Origin of the sequence: Rhodococcus sp. MALMAid1271 (assembly GCF_049195265.1) — a bacterium.
In the GTDB taxonomy this organism is placed as follows: Bacteria; Actinomycetota; Actinomycetes; order Mycobacteriales; family Mycobacteriaceae; genus Rhodococcoides.
The window spans coordinates 16,950-32,378 of sequence record NZ_JBMIRQ010000107.1; the positions used below are offsets into that span (position 1 = coordinate 16,950).

Here is a 15,429-nt window from a genome sequence, read left to right on the forward strand (position 1 = left end):
TCATGACCGGGTGTGTCAGTCCGGCTCCGAGCTGTCAGTTGCCGCCCATGGACTTACGGATCTCGTCGAGCTTCTTGCGGCCGGCTTCCTGACGCTCGTTCCACTGCTTGTCCAGGTCTTGGCCGGCGCGGGACTCTCGGTCCAGCTCCTGAGCCCCGACGGACGTCCCCGAACGATGCTCCACTTTCTCGCGTACACCGTCCCAGGTGGGCACTCCGGATTCGGTGAAGTCGCCGATCACGCCGTCGGCAGCATCGCCGGTGTATCCACCGCCTGTGCCGAGAGGTACATCGTCGACCAATTGAGCGTCGATGACGCCCGGCACCGTACCGCCCGGCGGAGCCACTGGCGGCGGATCCCCGAGCGGCTGATCGATCCGAGGCCTCGTGACCTGAGGAACGTCGACATCAGGCACCGTTCCCGGCGGGGCACCGCGGTCGGGTCCGGCGGGTTCGGGCACGACGGTTCCCAACTCGGCGGCCAGCGCCGACGCGGCAGCCGCAATCGGTGCCAGTCGCGGCCGATCCGCCACTGCCGCGAGAACATCCTTCACCACCTGCAGGTCCGAGGACGTGCCATCCACTCCGGATTCACTCATCTGCCACAGCTCCCGTCATCGCGATCACTCGTGACTCCACGCTACGGAAACGACGGCCCGGAGGTGGACCGATCAGCTACGTAGTCGGGCTCCGACCGCCTTCGTCGCTGCTTCGACCGCAGCGTCGCGTGCAGCGGTGGCCTGGTCCTCGGTCAAAGTGCCGTCGGTCCCGCGGAACCGCAATGCGAAAGCCAGCGACTTGCGTCCTTCCCCTACCTGCTCGCCGTCGTAGACATCGAACAACCGGATCGACTCGAGCAGGTCTCCGCCGCCGATCGTGAGCGCAGCCTGGACCGATGCCGCAGGCACGGACGCATCGACGACGACAGCCACGTCTTGCAGCACTGCCGGATACGGCGACACCTCGGGGGCGGGCAGTGATTCGACCACTGGGAGTGCACTCAGACTCAGCTCGACTGCACACGTACGCGGCGGTAGGCCAGAGCGCTCGAGCACTGCCGGATGCAGCTCGCCGGCATACCCCACGACCTCGCCGTCGAGCAGCACCTCGGCACACCGGCCCGGATGCCACGGAAGATGCTGCGCAGCTCGAAGATCGACATCAACTCCGGCCGCCTCGGCGATGGTCCGCACCGCAGCGAACGCGTCCGCCGCTTCGGCTGCGCGTCCCGGCCCCCACGGACCCGCGAACTCACGCTGACCGGTGAGCACCGCACCCACGTGCACCGGCTGCGCAGGCAACGAACCACGCAGCATGGCGACCTGGTCGTCGGTGGGTCGACGATCGACCGGGAGCGCCTCCACTGCCGCTGTGGCATCGTCACGAAGCACCACCTGGGCAATTCCGAACAACGAGACATCTCGCTGGCCGCGTGCGATGTTTCTGCCGAGCATCTCGAGCAAACCGGGAAGCAGCGTGGTCGCGAGTTCGGGACGGTCGGCCTCGAGCGGATTGAGCACCGAGGTGCTCACTCGCCGGGGATCGTCCGCGTCGAGACCCCAGGTGTCGAACACACCCTTGGGCAGAAACACCGGAGGCAACACCTCGACGTACCCGGAGAACGCCAGCGCCTTGCCGACGGCACGCCGACGCTTCTGTTCGGCGGTGAGGCCGCGACCGCCGGGAGCGGACGGTAGAACCGAAGGGATCTTCTCCAGCCCCTCCAGCCGCAGCACCTCTTCGACCAGGTCGGCGCGCTGCACCAAATCCGGTCTCCACGACGGCGGTGTGACGATCAACTGGCCGTGCCCGGCGTCGTCGACCGACACCTCCACTGCGCAACCGATCTGTGTCAACCGCCTAGCAGCGGTCCCGTTGGGGTACTCGACACCTGCAATCCGGTCCGGCAGATCGAAGTCCATCGTCACCGAGGGGTACTCGGTTGCCTCGCCGAAATCGGTGAGCACCGGCTCGATCCGGCCACCCGCGATCTCGACCAGTAGCTGCGCTGCGCGATCGAGCGCGGCGACGGGAAGCGCAGAATCCACGGTGCGTTCGAACCGCTTACTCGCTTCGCTCGACAGCTTGTGTCGACGACCGGTTCTGAACACAGCGAGCGGATCGAACGATGCCGCCTCGAGAATTACCTCGCTGGTCGTGTCGTCCACTTCGGTCGACGCGCCGCCCATGACACCCGCCAGGGAGATCGCTCCCGATTCGTCGGCGATGACGACGTCCTCTGGATCGAGCGACCGCTCGACGCCGTCCAGAGTGGTCAGCTTCTCCCCTGCCTTCGCGCGGCGGACAACGATGTCGCCGGTCAGCTTGGCAGCATCGAACGCGTGCAGCGGCTGGCCCAGTTCGTGGAGTACGTAATTGGTGACATCGACCGCCGCAGAGATCGGCCGTACGCCGGCGAGGAGCAAGCGACGCTGCAGCCACCACGGAGTCGTTGCCGTGGGATCGATACCGACGACCTTGCGCAGCGCGAATCGCGATGCGCCCGAGCTCGGTTCGACTGCGACCGACCATGCGTCGCCGGTGACCTCGGTAGGAGCCGTGCGAGCCGGGTCCACGTACGGCAGGTCGAAACTGCACGCCAGTTCGCGTGCGAGTCCTCGGACCGAGAAGGCGTAGCCACGATCCGGGGTGACGTTCAGCTCGATGACCGAATCCTGCAGCCCGAGAACGAGCTTGGCGTCGTCGCCGGGTTGAGCAGTGCCCGCGGGCAGCACCAGGATTCCGGAATGATCACGGCCGAGTCCGAGCTCGAGCGTCGAACAGATCATGCCGTTGGAATTTCGGCCGTACGTCTTACGCGACGCAATAGCGAAACCCCCGGGCAGAACACTGCCGGGTAGCGCTGCCACGATCAGATCGCCTTCAGCGAAATTACGCGCACCACAGACGATTTCCTGCGGGTCGTCGGCTCCGACATCCACGAGGCAGAATCGAATCGGCTTCTTGAACTCGGTCAGCTCCTCGATCGAGCTCACCCGGCCCACCACCAGTGGTCCGGTCACATTGTCCAGAGAGTCGAGCTCCTCGACCTCGAACCCGACCCGGACGAAACCGGCGTCCAGCTCCTCGGGCGAGACCTCCCAGTCGGGAGTCCCCGCGTGCAGAACCTCGGTCAGCCAGGATTGTGGGACTCGCACGTGTACTCAGCTCTTTCTTGTATCCGAGAAGATGTGGGGCGGGGGTGAGGCGATGTCAGGCCTGAACGCCGAAGGGCACCGTGAACCTGATGTCGCCTTCGACGATGTCGCGCATGTCCGGGATGTCGTTGCGGAACTGCAGGGTCCGTTCCAGGCCCATGCCGAAGGCGAATCCGGTGTAGACCTCGGGGTCGATACCGCTGGCTTGCAACACTTTCGGGTTGACCATTCCGCAGCCACCCCACTCGACCCAACCCGCGCCGCCCTTCTTCTTCGGGAACCACACGTCGACCTCGGCCGAGGGCTCGGTGAACGGAAAGTAGTTGGGCCGCATACGAGTACGCGTGTCGTTGCCGAACAACGCTTTCGCGAACGCATCCAGTGTTCCGCGCAGATGAGCCATGGTCAGGCCCTTGTCGATGGCGAGACCCTCGACCTGATGGAACACCGGTGTGTGCGTCGTATCGAGCTCGTCGGTGCGGAAGGTCCGCCCAGGGCAGACCACGTAGATCGGAAGCTCGCGCGAGAGCATCGACCGCACCTGCACCGGCGAAGTATGGGTGCGCAGCACCTGCCGCGACCCTTCGGGTGCGATGTGGAAGGTGTCCTGCATCGTGCGCGCAGGATGGTCGGGAAGGAAGTTGAGAGCATCGAAGTTGAAGTGCTCGGTTTCCACTTCAGGGCCTTCTTCGACTTCCCAGCCCATACCCACGAACACGTCGGCGACCTGCTCGGCGATGATCGTGATGGGGTGCCGGGCACCGATCGGAGCTCGATCGGTCGGCAGCGTCACATCGATGGTCTCTGCCACCAGGATCGCTGCGTCACGTTCCGCCGACAACACGCCGCGCCGCGCGTCGAACGCCGCCTGTACTCGATCACGCGCGGCCTTGACGCGTTTGCCCGCGTCGGCCTTGAGCTCACCGGGGAGCGAACCGAGCGCACGCTGAGCCAGTGCCAGCGGAGCCTTGCCGCCCACGTGGTCGATCTTGACCTTGGTCAGAGCATCGAGATCCGACGCATCGGCGAAGGCCCGCTCGGCCGAATCCACTGCGGATCCGAGCGCGGACTCCTCCAGAACGCTCGGATCTACCGGCTCGGGTCCGACATCTTTCTTCGCCACGACAGCTGCACTCCTCGAGTAATAGTCGGTGTCTGCCACGAAGGATCACTCCCGCAGGCTTCACTCCTGCGCGAAGCAGACAGGTATCGATCTTAGGCGACCGTGCTCACGAGTTTCCGAAGCGCCGCTGAGCTCGGGCACTCGCATACAGGCAGATCGCCGCCGCCGCTGCCAGGTTGAGGCTCTCGGCACGACCGTGGATAGGGATCCGGATGCGGTGGTCGGCGTCACGGGCCACGGACGCAGGGAGTCCGTGTGCTTCGTTGCCGAACAACCACGCGGTCGGCTGCGCAAGTAGGTGGTCGGCCTCGTCGAGGTCCACCTCGCCATCGGCTGCGGTGGCCACGATCGTCAACCCCGCGCTGCGCAATGCTCCGATACCGGACTCGACCGAGCGTTCCCGGGCGATGGGCAGATGGAACACGCTGCCCGCCGACGCACGGACGCACTTGCCGTTGTGGGGGTCCACCGAATCGCCGAGCAGCACCACCGAATCCGCACCGGCGGCATCGGCGACGCGGATGACAGTTCCGGCATTGCCCGGCTCGGCTACCTCCACCGGAACGGCCACCAACCGCGGGCCATCGGCCAAGGCTCGATCGAGTGAAACGTCGACGAGCGCGGTGACCGCTATCAGGCCCTGTGGTGTGACGGTGTCGGACAGAGCCTTCGCGGCGCGATCGGTGATCGGGAAGACTCGTGCGCCGCCGCCCTCGATGGACGCGATGAGCGCCTCGTGGCGATCGAGGGCATCGGAGGTGAAGAACAGCTCACGGACCAAACCGGACCGTGCCGCCTCGGAGACGGCGTTGAACCCTTCGGCGAGGAACCGTCCGGATTTCTTGCGCTCCGCGGCGCGCGCGAGCTTGACGGCCGAAACGACCCGTGGTGTTCGCTCGGTCAGCGAATCCACGGGCCGTTTCGGAGTTGAGTCGTCGTACGTCGACTCGCTCAGGCTGCTTCTCCGGCCGGAGCGTTGACATCGGCAGGCAATGCAGCCTTGGCGATGGCGACCAAGCCTGCGAATGCCTCGGCATCGGAGACGGCCAGCTCGGCGAGGATCTTGCGGTCGACCTCGACACCCGCGGCCTTCAAGCCCTGGACGAAGCGGTTGTAGGTGATGTCGTTGGCCCGCGCAGCAGCGTTGATTCGCGTGATCCACAGCTTGCGGAAGTCACCCTTGCGCGCGCGGCGGTCCCGGTACGCATAGGTCAGCGAGTGGAGCTGCTGCTCCTTGGCCTTGGTGTACAGACGTGAGCGCTGTCCGCGGTAGCCCTTGGACGCTTCGAGAATCGAACGGCGCTTCTTCTGGGCATTGACTGCCCTTTTTACGCGTGCCACTGGTGAATCCTGTCGATCTGGGGGTTGGTGAAACCCCGAATGGTAATGGGATGAAGCCGACCGAAATCAGTCGGCGACCGGACCGGATCAGATGCCGAGGAGGCGCTTGACCCGCGGTTCGTCGGCTTTCTTGACAACGGCGACACCATCGAGGCGACGAGTCACCTTGGTGGGCTTGTGCTCGAGCAGGTGGCGACGGCCGGCCTTCTGGCGCAGGATCTTGCCGCTGCCGGACACCTTGAATCGCTTCTTGGCACCACTGTGGGTCTTCTGCTTGGGCATGAAATCCTCTTCTTCTGAATTAACTCTTCGGTGGTGCATGGCACAACATCACGATGGCCCCGAACATCGGTGCCCGGAAGCCGGTGTGGGCTGTCTTACTGGTCGAGCGCGAAGCTCAGTTGGTCTGCGCCGGGGTGGCCGGAGCTGCCGCGGCGGGCTGTTCCGGTGCCGGAGCGGGTGCACGTTGAGCAGGCGGTGCCGCCGCGCTCTCCTGCGCCTTGACGCGAGTCTTGGCACCCTTGTGTGGTGCCAGGACCATCGTCATGTTGCGGCCGTCCTGCTTGGCCGAGGTCTCCACGAAACCGAGTTCCGCGACATCCGCGCCCAAACGCTGCAGCAATCGGAAGCCGAGTTCAGGTCGAGATTGCTCTCGACCACGGAACATGATCGTGACTTTGACCTTGGAACCGGCTTCGAGGAAGCGAACGACGTTGCGCTTCTTGGTCTCGTAGTCGTGCGCGTCGATCTTCGGCCGGAGCTTCTGCTCCTTGATGACGGTCAATGTCTGGTTCTTGCGCGATTCGCGCGCCTTCTGCGCAGCCTCGTACTTGAACTTCCCGTAGTCCATGATCTTGCAGACCGGCGGACGTGCGTCGGGAGCAACTTCGACAAGATCGAGGTCGGCTTCGAGAGCCAAGCGGAGTGCATCTTCAACACGCACGATCCCCACCTGTTCACCACCCGGTCCGACCAGGCGGACCTCGGGAACTCGGATGCGATCGTTGATGCGGGTCTCAGTGCTGATGGGGCCTCCTAGGTAGTGCGGTGTGGTGTGTAACCCGACCGCCTGCCACTGGCACAGCCCGTTGCCGCCGACTCTCGACACTCGCTGCGTCATCGATCACTGCAACGAAAAAACCCTGCTCTCGGTGGATACCGACAGCAGGGCCCGATGTCGACCGGTCGATCTGTACGACAACCATCGCCGTACAGTCTCCTCCCTGAGGAGGAAGCACACCGAACGCCTGTTGGGGGCGTCCCTCGTGCGACCGGACCGGAAGTCGTGTTACAACCACTACGTACCGGTGGGAGTCGGGCTCCACTTGCTGCCTCCGTGCGGTGCATTCCATCGAAGAGTGCACGCCGAAGACGGTCGTGGGATCACACTACCAGCAGATTCGAGAAATCGACAATCGGCACCGAGTGCTCGACATCGTCGACACCCAGTTCTCGTCGCTACGTGCGGCGTGGGATTCTCATAGGCATGACCAGCTCCCCCACTCCAGCCGACGCCGATCCCACGGGTACCGACCCCGCCGGCACCGAGCCCGATGTCCGTGAACTCGCCGACGTCCCCGCGGTCGAGGTCATCAGCCGCGCTGCGGTCATGTTGATGAGTTCGGCGGCCGAGAAGTTGGGGCTCTCCGAGGCCGATCCCGGCGAAAGTCCGTATCTGGACCTCGACGAGGCGCGGCGCGTCATCACCGCTCTCGCCGGCTTGGTCACGTCTTCGGTGGAATACCTCGGCCCCCATGCCGGCCCGATCCGCGATGGGCTGCAGGCACTGCAACGCGCGTTTCGAGAAGCATCGGCCCATCCGGACGAGCCAGGAATGGGCCCCGGCGAGAAGTACACCGGGCCGGTGCACTGAGGCGAAAGCGCAGAGGCAGAAGCACAGACCACGACGCGAGAGACAAACGCGACGCCGCATCCGGCGATGACCGGATGCGGCGTCCTCGTTCGCGTAGATGGCCTGCTCGCGTGGGTGGCCTGTTCGCGTGGGCGATCGGACTCCCAGCTCGGATCAGACCGCAGCAACCTTGCGTGGCCTGCGTTTTTTCGCCGGCTTCTTCACCGGGGCCGAAACAACCGACTCCCGGGTGAGCGCTTCCTGCAGGAACTTACCCGTGTAGCTTTCCGGCACGGCCGCGACGGACTCCGGATCACCCTGTGCCACAACCATTCCACCTCCCGAGCCGCCCTCGGGGCCCATGTCGATGATCCAGTCGGACACCTTGATGACGTCGAGATTGTGCTCGATGACAATCACGGTGTTGCCCTTGTCCACCAGACCGTTCACCACGCCGAGCAACTTCCTGATGTCCTCGAAGTGCAGGCCGGTGGTCGGTTCGTCGAGAATGTAGACCGTGCGCCCGGTGGACCGCTTCTGCAGCTCTGCCGCCAATTTGACGCGTTGCGCCTCCCCGCCGGACAACGTGGTCGCGGGCTGCCCGAGACGGACGTAGCCGAGGCCGACCTCGACCAGCGTCTTGAGGTACCGGTGAATCGAGGTGATGGCCTCGAAGAAGTCCGCGGCCTCCTCGATCGGCATGTCCAGAACCTCGGCAATGGTCTTGCCCTTGTAATGGACTTCGAGCGTCTCGCGGTTGTATCGCGCACCCTCGCAGACCTCACACGGAACGTAGACGTCCGGCAGGAAGTTCATCTCGATCTTGAGAGTGCCGTCTCCCGAGCACGCCTCACACCGGCCGCCCTTGACGTTGAACGAGAACCGTCCTGGTTGATAGCCACGAACCTTGGCTTCGGTGGTGGCCGCGAACAACGTCCTGATCTTGTCGAACACCCCGGTGTACGTGGCCGCATTCGACCGGGGGGTACGTCCGATCGGCGACTGGTCGACGCGAACGAGCTTGTCGAGTTGGTCGAGTCCGTTGATCCGCGTGTGTCGGCCGGGAACCTGCCGGGCCCCGTTGAGCTTGTTTGCCATCACGGTCGCGAGGATGTCGTTCACCAGCGTGGACTTGCCCGAGCCGGATACACCGGTGATCGAGGTCAGCACACCGAGGGGGAAACTGACGTCGATACCGCGCAGATTGTGTTCGCGAGCACCGACCACGGTGACCTGGCGCTTCTTGTCGACGACACGACGCGTGTCCGGAAGTGGAATCTCCAGGCGCCCCGCGAGATATGCGCCGGTCAGCGATTCTTCGTTGGTCAGTAGATCCTCGTAGGATCCGCTGTGAACGACCCGTCCGCCGTGCTCACCCGCCAACGGACCGATGTCCACGACCCAGTCCGAGGTACGAATGGTGTCCTCGTCGTGTTCGACCACGATCAGGGTGTTGCCGAGGTCACGCAGCCGCGTGAGCGTATCGATCAGTCGACGATTGTCTCGTTGGTGCAGACCGATCGACGGCTCGTCGAGGACGTAGAGCACGCCGACGAGACCCGAACCGATCTGAGTGGCCAGCCGGATTCGCTGCGCCTCGCCGCCCGACAACGAGCCCGCGGTTCGAGCCAGCGACAGGTATTCCAGACCGACATCGAGCAGGAAGCCCAGCCGCGCCTGCACCTCTTTGAGCACTTGCCCCGCGATCGCTTCCTCTCGCCGTCCCAGGGTGAGGCTGTTCAGGAAGTCGGCGGTCTCGGCGATCGACAGTTCGCACACCTCGGCGATCGACTTCGGCCCGAAATCGCCTGCAGCGATGGTCACCGACAAGATCTCCGGTCGCAGTCTCGCACCGTTGCAGGTGGGACACGGCACGTCGCGCATGTAGCCGTCGTAGCGTTCTTTCATCTGCTCGGACTCGGTCTGCTCGAGCCTGCGGTGCAGGAACGGCATCACACCTTCGAACTCGGCGTAGTACGAACGTGTTCGGCCGTAGCGGTTCTTGTACTTCACATGCACCTGGTGGTCGCTGCCTTCGAGCACAGCGCGTTTGACCTTGGCCGGCAGCTTGTTCCACGGCGCATTCAGATCGAACCCCATCGCGTCGGCCAGCCCGGAGAGCAGCCGGCCGAAATACTCCGACGTCTGTCCCATCGACCACGGCGCGATGGCACCGTCGGCGAGGCTGAGGTCGCCGTCGGGAACGACGAGTTCGGGATCGACCTCCTTGCGCACACCAAGACCCACACAGTCCGGGCAGGCACCGTACGGGGAGTTGAAGGAGAAGGACCGGGGTTCGAGATCGTCGATGGACAACGGGTGACCATTGGGGCAGGCGAGCTTCTCGGAGAATCGGCGCTCACGGTCCGCTGCGTTCTCGTCACGATCGACGAAGTCCAGGACCACGATGCCGTCGGCCAGTCGGAGCGCGGTTTCCACCGAGTCGGTCAGTCGCTGCTTCGAGCTGGACTTGACGGTCAGGCGGTCGACGACCACCTCGATGTCGTGCTTCTCCTGCTTCTTGAGCACTGGAGGACTGGAGAGCTGGTGCACGACGCCATCGACGCGTACACGGGAATACCCCTGGGTGTTGAGCGAATCGAACAGGTCGACGAACTCACCCTTTCGGGTGCGCACCACGGGCGCGAGGACCTGGAACTTGAGACCTTCCTCCATGTCCAGGACCTGATCGACGATCTGCTGGGGAGTCTGCTTGGCGATCTGTTCGCCGCACACCGGGCAGTGAGCCGTTCCCGCCCGGGCGTACAGCAGACGGAGATAGTCGTAGACCTCGGTGATGGTGCCCACGGTCGACCGCGGGTTGCGGTTGGTCGACTTCTGATCGATCGAGACCGCGGGTGAGAGGCCCTCGATGAAATCGACGTCCGGCTTGTCCATCTGGCCGAGAAACTGCCGTGCATAGGCGGACAGCGACTCCACATAGCGACGCTGACCTTCGGCGAAGATCGTGTCGAAGGCGAGAGACGATTTTCCCGAGCCGGACAGGCCCGTGAACACGATCAGTGCATCTCGGGGCAGGTCGATGTCGACTCCCCGAAGATTGTGCTCTCGTGCACCTCGCACTATCAGGCGATCCGCCACTGTGTTCCCTTCTTTCCGAACGAGCACGTCCAGCCGCACTGCTGCGGGCGCAGCGCTGCACGATGTACGAGTCGCGTGATGACGTGTGGTGCCTGCGTACGGCCACACGCTCGTGTAACCGAGGACCTCACGTCGAAAACCTGTCTCGGTGAGCGACGAAACTCACCGCTAGCAATGGTAGGTCCAGGCACCGACACACTTTTCCACGTTCCCGACCCCAGCGCCCCGCACGTCGCCGCCGACGGTAGCGTCCTCGAAATGGACGAGCACCTCTTGGTCATCGACGACGAGTACACCGGTGTCGTCGCACAGGGATCGGCGCCGCAGCGGCGGACGATACCCGGCGCGACGATCACGAAGATGTCGGTCGGCCCCATGGACAACAACACGTACTTGGTCGTGTGTTCCGCAACGGGAGACTCCCTGCTCATCGACGCTGCCAACGAGGCCGAACGCATCTCGTTGCTCATCGACGAGAATGCGCCGACGCTCACATTCATCGTCACGACACACCAGCACGCCGATCACTGGCAGGCGCTGGCCGACATCGCAGGAGGCACGGCTTCGCCGACTGCCGCGCACGAACTCGATGCCGAACCGCTGCCCGTCGCTCCCGACCGCCTGTTGGCCGATCGAGACACCCTGTCGGTGGGCGAGCTCACCTTCGAGGTGATCCATCTGACCGGGCACACCCCCGGCTCCATCGCGCTCGCACTCACCGATTCCGAGGGCGCACGCACCCACCTCTTCACCGGCGATTCACTCTTTCCCGGCGGCGTCGGCAAGACCGGAGACGCCGAGGACTTCACGCATCTACTCGACGACGTGACGACAAAACTGTTCGATCGATTCGGTGACGACACCGTGGTCTACCCCGGACACGGAAAGGACACCACTCTCGGTGCAGAGCGGCCTCACCTGGCCGAATGGCGTGAACGGGGCTGGTGACGACCGGCGCGCTTGAGAGCGCCGATCACGGGGTATGAAGGTGGGGACAAAGGACGCACATCGGTGAACATCAGGCCGGTGTGCGATTTCCGTACGCCGATGACAAGAACTACTACGCAGGAGGCTGTCACATGCTGGTCCGCCGTATCGCCCGTCCGTTGATGTCCACGATCTTCATCGCCGGGGGCGTCGACGCGCTCCGCAATCCCAGCGGCAAGGCAAAGGTTGCCGCTCCACTGATCGAGCAGGGCAAATCCGCGTTGCCGAACGAGGTGACGACCAACGTGCCCAACGATCCGGAGACTCTGGTTCGGGTCAACGGCGGGATTCAGGTCGCAGGCGGCATTCTGCTGGCTACCGGTAAGGCTCCGCGCATCGCGTCACTCGCTCTCGCGGGAAGCCTCGTACCGACGACACTCGCCGGTCACGCCTTCTGGAACGAGACCGATCCGGAGGCCAAGGCCGCCCAGCGCATTCACTTCTTCAAGAACCTCAGCCTTCTCGGCGGATTGCTGATCGCGGCAGTCGATACCGAGGGCAAGCCGTCCGTGGCATGGCGCAGCCGACGCGCCGCCCGGCGCGCGCAGGAATCAGTGGTCTCGGCACTGCCCGGACATTCCTCCCACGAAGCCGGGGAGCGCGTGAAGGAGTTCGCGTCGATCGCGGCCAGCCGGAGCGCAGATTTTGCCGATGCCGCGCAGCCGCAATTGGCCAAGTTCGCCGATGCTGCCCAGCCCAAGTTGGCCAAGCTCGCCGACATCGCCGGAGAAAAGGGCTCCGAGCTGGCCGAGGTGACGCAGCCTGCGCTGAACCGCTGGGCACACATCGCAGCAGACAAGGGTTCGGAGCTCGCGGAGGAAGCGCACAAGCGTGGCTCGAAACTCGCCGAACTCGCCGCCGACCGCGGCGGCGACTGGGCCGACGAGGCACACAAGCGCGGATCCAAGCTGGCCGACAAGGCAGCACACCGAGGATCGGATCTGGCCGACGCGGCCCACAAGCGTGGCTCGAAACTGGCCGAACTCGCCGCCGACCGCGGTAGCGACTGGGCCGACGAGGCACACAAGCGCGGATCCAAGCTGGCCGACGTCGCCGCCGATCGGCGTGTGGACCTGGCCGACGTAGCGCACAAGCGTGGCTCCAAGCTGGCCGAGCTCGCCGCCGACCGTGGTGCCGTCCTTGCCGACGAGGCGCACAAGCGCGGAGCAACCTGGGCCGACCTGGCGTCCGGTCGGGTCGAGACGCTGAGCAAGCGGGCCCGCAAGCGTGCGGAGAAGCAGAGCAAGGAACTCGAGAAGGCGACCGAGCAGGCTCGGGCCAAGCTCGACAAGCGTGTCGCCAAGGCTCAGAAGAACCTGGACAAGAAGATCCAGCAGTACGCGAAGTAGAGAAGCCTCGCTGATCACATCAGCAACGCACGGCTGCACGGCCCTGCCCCGGAACCGAGGTTCTGCGGCAGGGCCGTGGTGCGGCGTAGACTGCTCTGGCTGATTTCGAGGCGATATCTTCGCCTCGGCCGAACTCCCGAGGAGACCCTTTGCCGGAAGACGGCCACACATCGAGCAGCTCCGGTGTGCCGCTCGAAGAAGACTTCGAGCAGGCATACCTGACGCGGCTGTACACCCAGCTCGACGCGTTACGCGAATATGCAGCCAACCGATTGCGCGCAGTGCTGCTGGAGACCGGCGGTACCCCGCAGGCCCGTAGCGAGCGCGAATCGTTCAACCAGATGTACACCGAGGACATAGCCAAGTACGACGCAGCCGAGAACGGACTCTGTTTCGGACGTATCGACCTCGATCCGGACTCGCTCGATCCCAAGATCGACGACGGTCCCGAACGCTATATCGGCCGCGTCGGGATTCTCGACGACAAGAACGACTACGAGACGCTGCTGCTGGACTGGCGCGCACCGATGGCCAGGCCGTTCTATCTGGCCACCCCGGCGGCGCCCGAGAACGTCTTGCGACGCAGACACATTCGCACTCGTGGCCGCCGGGTGACGTCGATCGCCGACGAGTATCTCGATCTGAACTCGGCGCGATCATCCGGCGACAGTGCCGTGGCCGGTGGCGTGGCCAGCGAAAGTGCGCTGCTGTCGGCACTGGATGCCGCTCGTACCGGTCAGATGAACGACATCGTCGAGACGATCCAGAGCGAGCAGGACGCGATCATCCGATCCCAGCATCGCAGTGTGTTGGTCGTCCAGGGTGGACCCGGTACCGGCAAAACGGCCGTCGCCCTGCACCGCGCCGCGTACTTGCTCTACACCTACCGTCAACAACTGGGTAAGAGCGGCGTGCTGATCATCGGTCCCAACGCGACCTTCCTCGACTACATCGGGCAGGTTCTGCCCTCGCTCGGCGAGACCGGCGTGCTGCTGTCCACAGTCGGCGACCTGTACCCGGGAGTTCGCGCACAGCGCGAGGATTCGGCGTCGGCTACCGAGATCAAGGGCAGACTGTCGATGGTCGAGGTCCTGACCCAGGCGGTACGCGACCGTCAGGAAGTCCCCTCCCAGCCCCGTCGACTGACGTTCGACACCTACGACATCACGCTCGATCGCAAGATCGTCACCCGCGCTCGCGGTCGCGCCCGCTCGTCCCGGCGACCGCACAACCTGGCTCGGCCGCTGTTCGTATCCTCGGTCATCGACCAGTTGGCCAACCAATTGGCAGCGAAGCTCGGGCAGAACCTCGTCGACGGGTCCAGCTTGCTCAGCGCCGACGACATCGCCGACATGCGCGAGGAGATGCGCGAGGATCGCGACGTCATGGCCGCCGTGGACGAACTGTGGCCGGATCTGTCTCCCCAACAGGTCCTGCGGGATCTCTTCGCGTCACCGGAGAAGATCGCCTCGGCCGCGCCGGCACTGGACGAGGCAGAGCGTGAGGCGCTCGTCCGCCGAGGCCACGGCTTCTCGTCGGCCGATGCTCCCCTGCTCGACGAACTCGCCGAGCTTCTCGGCGTCGACGACGCCGCCGAACGGGAACAGGCACAACGTCAATGGCGCGGCCAGATCGCCGACGCCCAGGGTGCCCTTGACATCCTGACCGGTTCCGCACCGCAGGACCTCGAGGACGAACTAGATCCGGAGATTCTGATGGCGTACGACCTCATCGATGCGGATCAGCTTGCGCGACGGCAGAATTCGGGTCAACGACTCACCACAGCCGAGCGGGCAGCCGGTGACCGAACGTGGACCTACGGGCACGTGATCGTCGACGAGGCGCAGGAACTGTCTGCGATGGCGTGGCGAATGGTGATGCGGCGCATACCGAATCGATGGATGACTCTGGTTGGCGATACGGCGCAGACCGGTGATCCTGCCGGAACCTCGTCATGGGGATCGGTTCTCGAACCGTATGTGGCCAAGCGCTGGAAGCGCACCGAACTGACCGTGAACTACCGAACACCGTCCGAGATCATGGCTGTGGCACACGAGGTGCTGGCAGCCATCGATCCCGAGCAGTCCGAGCCGCGGTCGATCCGGAGCACCGGAGTACTTCCTTGGGCTCAGAGGGTGGCACCGGAAGATCTTGTCACCGCGGTGGAGAAGCGAGTGGCCGAGCACCCGCGCCCAGGCCTGAGCGCAGTGCTGACGCCCGCCGGCCACGTCGATCGATTCCGCCACCTGGCATCGGAATTGGTCACCGTGTCGACGGTCAAGGATGCCAAGGGACTCGAGTTCGATTCGGTGCTGATCGTCGAACCCGGTGCCATCGTGGCCGATTCGGCCAAAGGCATGAACGACCTGTACGTGGCGCTCACCCGAGCAACGCAGAGGCTCGGTGTGGTGCACGTCGAGGCGTTGCCAGCTGAGCTCTCGGCCCTCCGGACGTTCGAGCCTGCAGCCTAGGGCACCGCACAACACCCACCGCCGGCCCGAATCACAGCGGAGGCGGT

12 protein-coding genes are annotated in these 15,429 nt (G+C 64.7%); 4 read left to right on the forward strand and 8 right to left on the reverse strand.

Annotation, left to right across the window (positions count from 1 at the left end):
• Positions 1-34 precede the first annotated feature (34 nt).
• The 7 genes from ACOQFP_RS17420 to infC form a co-directional block, all read right to left on the reverse strand.
• The gene (locus tag ACOQFP_RS17420; protein ID WP_421585024.1) at positions 35-598 is read right to left on the reverse strand and encodes a hypothetical protein; all 564 of its coding nucleotides are present in this window, start codon (positions 596-598) and stop codon (positions 35-37) included.
• 72 nt (positions 599-670) lie between these two features.
• Entirely contained in the window at positions 671-3,157 is a 2,487-nt protein-coding gene (pheT, locus tag ACOQFP_RS17425; RefSeq protein ID WP_206488666.1) for a phenylalanine--tRNA ligase subunit beta, read from the reverse strand.
• 55 nt (positions 3,158-3,212) lie between these two features.
• Positions 3,213-4,280: a phenylalanine--tRNA ligase subunit alpha gene (gene pheS / locus ACOQFP_RS17430; protein ID WP_206488667.1), complete on the reverse strand. Its 1,068-nt coding sequence runs from the start codon at positions 4,278-4,280 to the stop codon at positions 3,213-3,215.
• A gap of 106 nt (positions 4,281-4,386) precedes the next feature.
• Positions 4,387-5,193, reverse strand: coding sequence for a TrmH family RNA methyltransferase (locus ACOQFP_RS17435; RefSeq protein ID WP_206488668.1), 807 nt, complete (start codon positions 5,191-5,193; stop codon positions 4,387-4,389).
• A 38-nt stretch (positions 5,194-5,231) separates the two neighbouring features.
• Positions 5,232-5,621, reverse strand: coding sequence for a 50S ribosomal protein L20 (gene rplT, locus ACOQFP_RS17440; RefSeq protein ID WP_008715924.1), 390 nt, complete (start codon positions 5,619-5,621; stop codon positions 5,232-5,234).
• An 87-nt stretch (positions 5,622-5,708) separates the two neighbouring features.
• The gene (rpmI, locus tag ACOQFP_RS17445; RefSeq protein ID WP_206488669.1) at positions 5,709-5,903 is read right to left on the reverse strand and encodes a 50S ribosomal protein L35; all 195 of its coding nucleotides are present in this window, start codon (positions 5,901-5,903) and stop codon (positions 5,709-5,711) included.
• A 115-nt stretch (positions 5,904-6,018) separates the two neighbouring features.
• Positions 6,019-6,741 carry a translation initiation factor IF-3 gene (infC, locus tag ACOQFP_RS17450; protein WP_241256343.1) on the reverse strand — a complete coding sequence of 241 codons (723 nt, stop codon included), beginning with the start codon at positions 6,739-6,741 and terminating at the stop codon, positions 6,019-6,021.
• 366 nt (positions 6,742-7,107) lie between these two features.
• Between infC and ACOQFP_RS17455 the strand changes: the two genes are divergently transcribed.
• Positions 7,108-7,494, forward strand: a complete 387-nt coding sequence (locus ACOQFP_RS17455) for a DUF1844 domain-containing protein (RefSeq protein WP_206488670.1) — start codon at positions 7,108-7,110, stop codon at positions 7,492-7,494.
• A 153-nt stretch (positions 7,495-7,647) separates the two neighbouring features.
• Here the strand turns inward: ACOQFP_RS17455 and uvrA are convergent, their stop codons facing one another.
• Complete coding sequence (gene uvrA / locus ACOQFP_RS17460) at positions 7,648-10,575, reverse strand: excinuclease ABC subunit UvrA (RefSeq protein WP_421585025.1); 2,928 nt, start codon at positions 10,573-10,575, stop codon at positions 7,648-7,650.
• Positions 10,576-10,833: 258 nt separating this feature from the next.
• Between uvrA and ACOQFP_RS17465 the strand changes: the two genes are divergently transcribed.
• From ACOQFP_RS17465 to ACOQFP_RS17475, 3 genes are all read left to right on the forward strand, one after another.
• Entirely contained in the window at positions 10,834-11,523 is a 690-nt protein-coding gene (locus ACOQFP_RS17465) for an MBL fold metallo-hydrolase (protein WP_206488672.1), read from the forward strand.
• A 131-nt stretch (positions 11,524-11,654) separates the two neighbouring features.
• Positions 11,655-12,911 (forward strand): DoxX family protein, encoded by a 1,257-nt coding sequence (locus tag ACOQFP_RS17470; protein ID WP_206488673.1) that lies wholly within the window; start codon positions 11,655-11,657, stop codon positions 12,909-12,911.
• A 149-nt stretch (positions 12,912-13,060) separates the two neighbouring features.
• Complete coding sequence (locus ACOQFP_RS17475) at positions 13,061-15,382, forward strand: HelD family protein (RefSeq protein ID WP_421585026.1); 2,322 nt, start codon at positions 13,061-13,063, stop codon at positions 15,380-15,382.
• The last annotated feature ends 47 nt before the right edge of the window (positions 15,383-15,429 follow it).

Excerpts from the sequence above, each read along its gene's own strand:
- ACOQFP_RS17420 (WP_421585024.1), bottom strand. The coding sequence starts at position 598 with ATGAGTGAATCCGGAGTGGATGGCACGTCCTCGGACCTGCAGGTGGTG.
- rpmI (WP_206488669.1), bottom strand. The coding sequence starts at position 5,903 with ATGCCCAAGCAGAAGACCCACAGTGGTGCCAAGAAGCGATTCAAGGTG.
- infC (WP_241256343.1), bottom strand. The coding sequence starts at position 6,741 with ATGACGCAGCGAGTGTCGAGAGTCGGCGGCAACGGGCTGTGCCAGTGG.
- ACOQFP_RS17455 (WP_206488670.1), top strand. The coding sequence starts at position 7,108 with ATGACCAGCTCCCCCACTCCAGCCGACGCCGATCCCACGGGTACCGAC.
- ACOQFP_RS17465 (WP_206488672.1), top strand. The coding sequence starts at position 10,834 with ATGGACGAGCACCTCTTGGTCATCGACGACGAGTACACCGGTGTCGTC.
- ACOQFP_RS17470 (WP_206488673.1), top strand. The coding sequence starts at position 11,655 with ATGCTGGTCCGCCGTATCGCCCGTCCGTTGATGTCCACGATCTTCATC.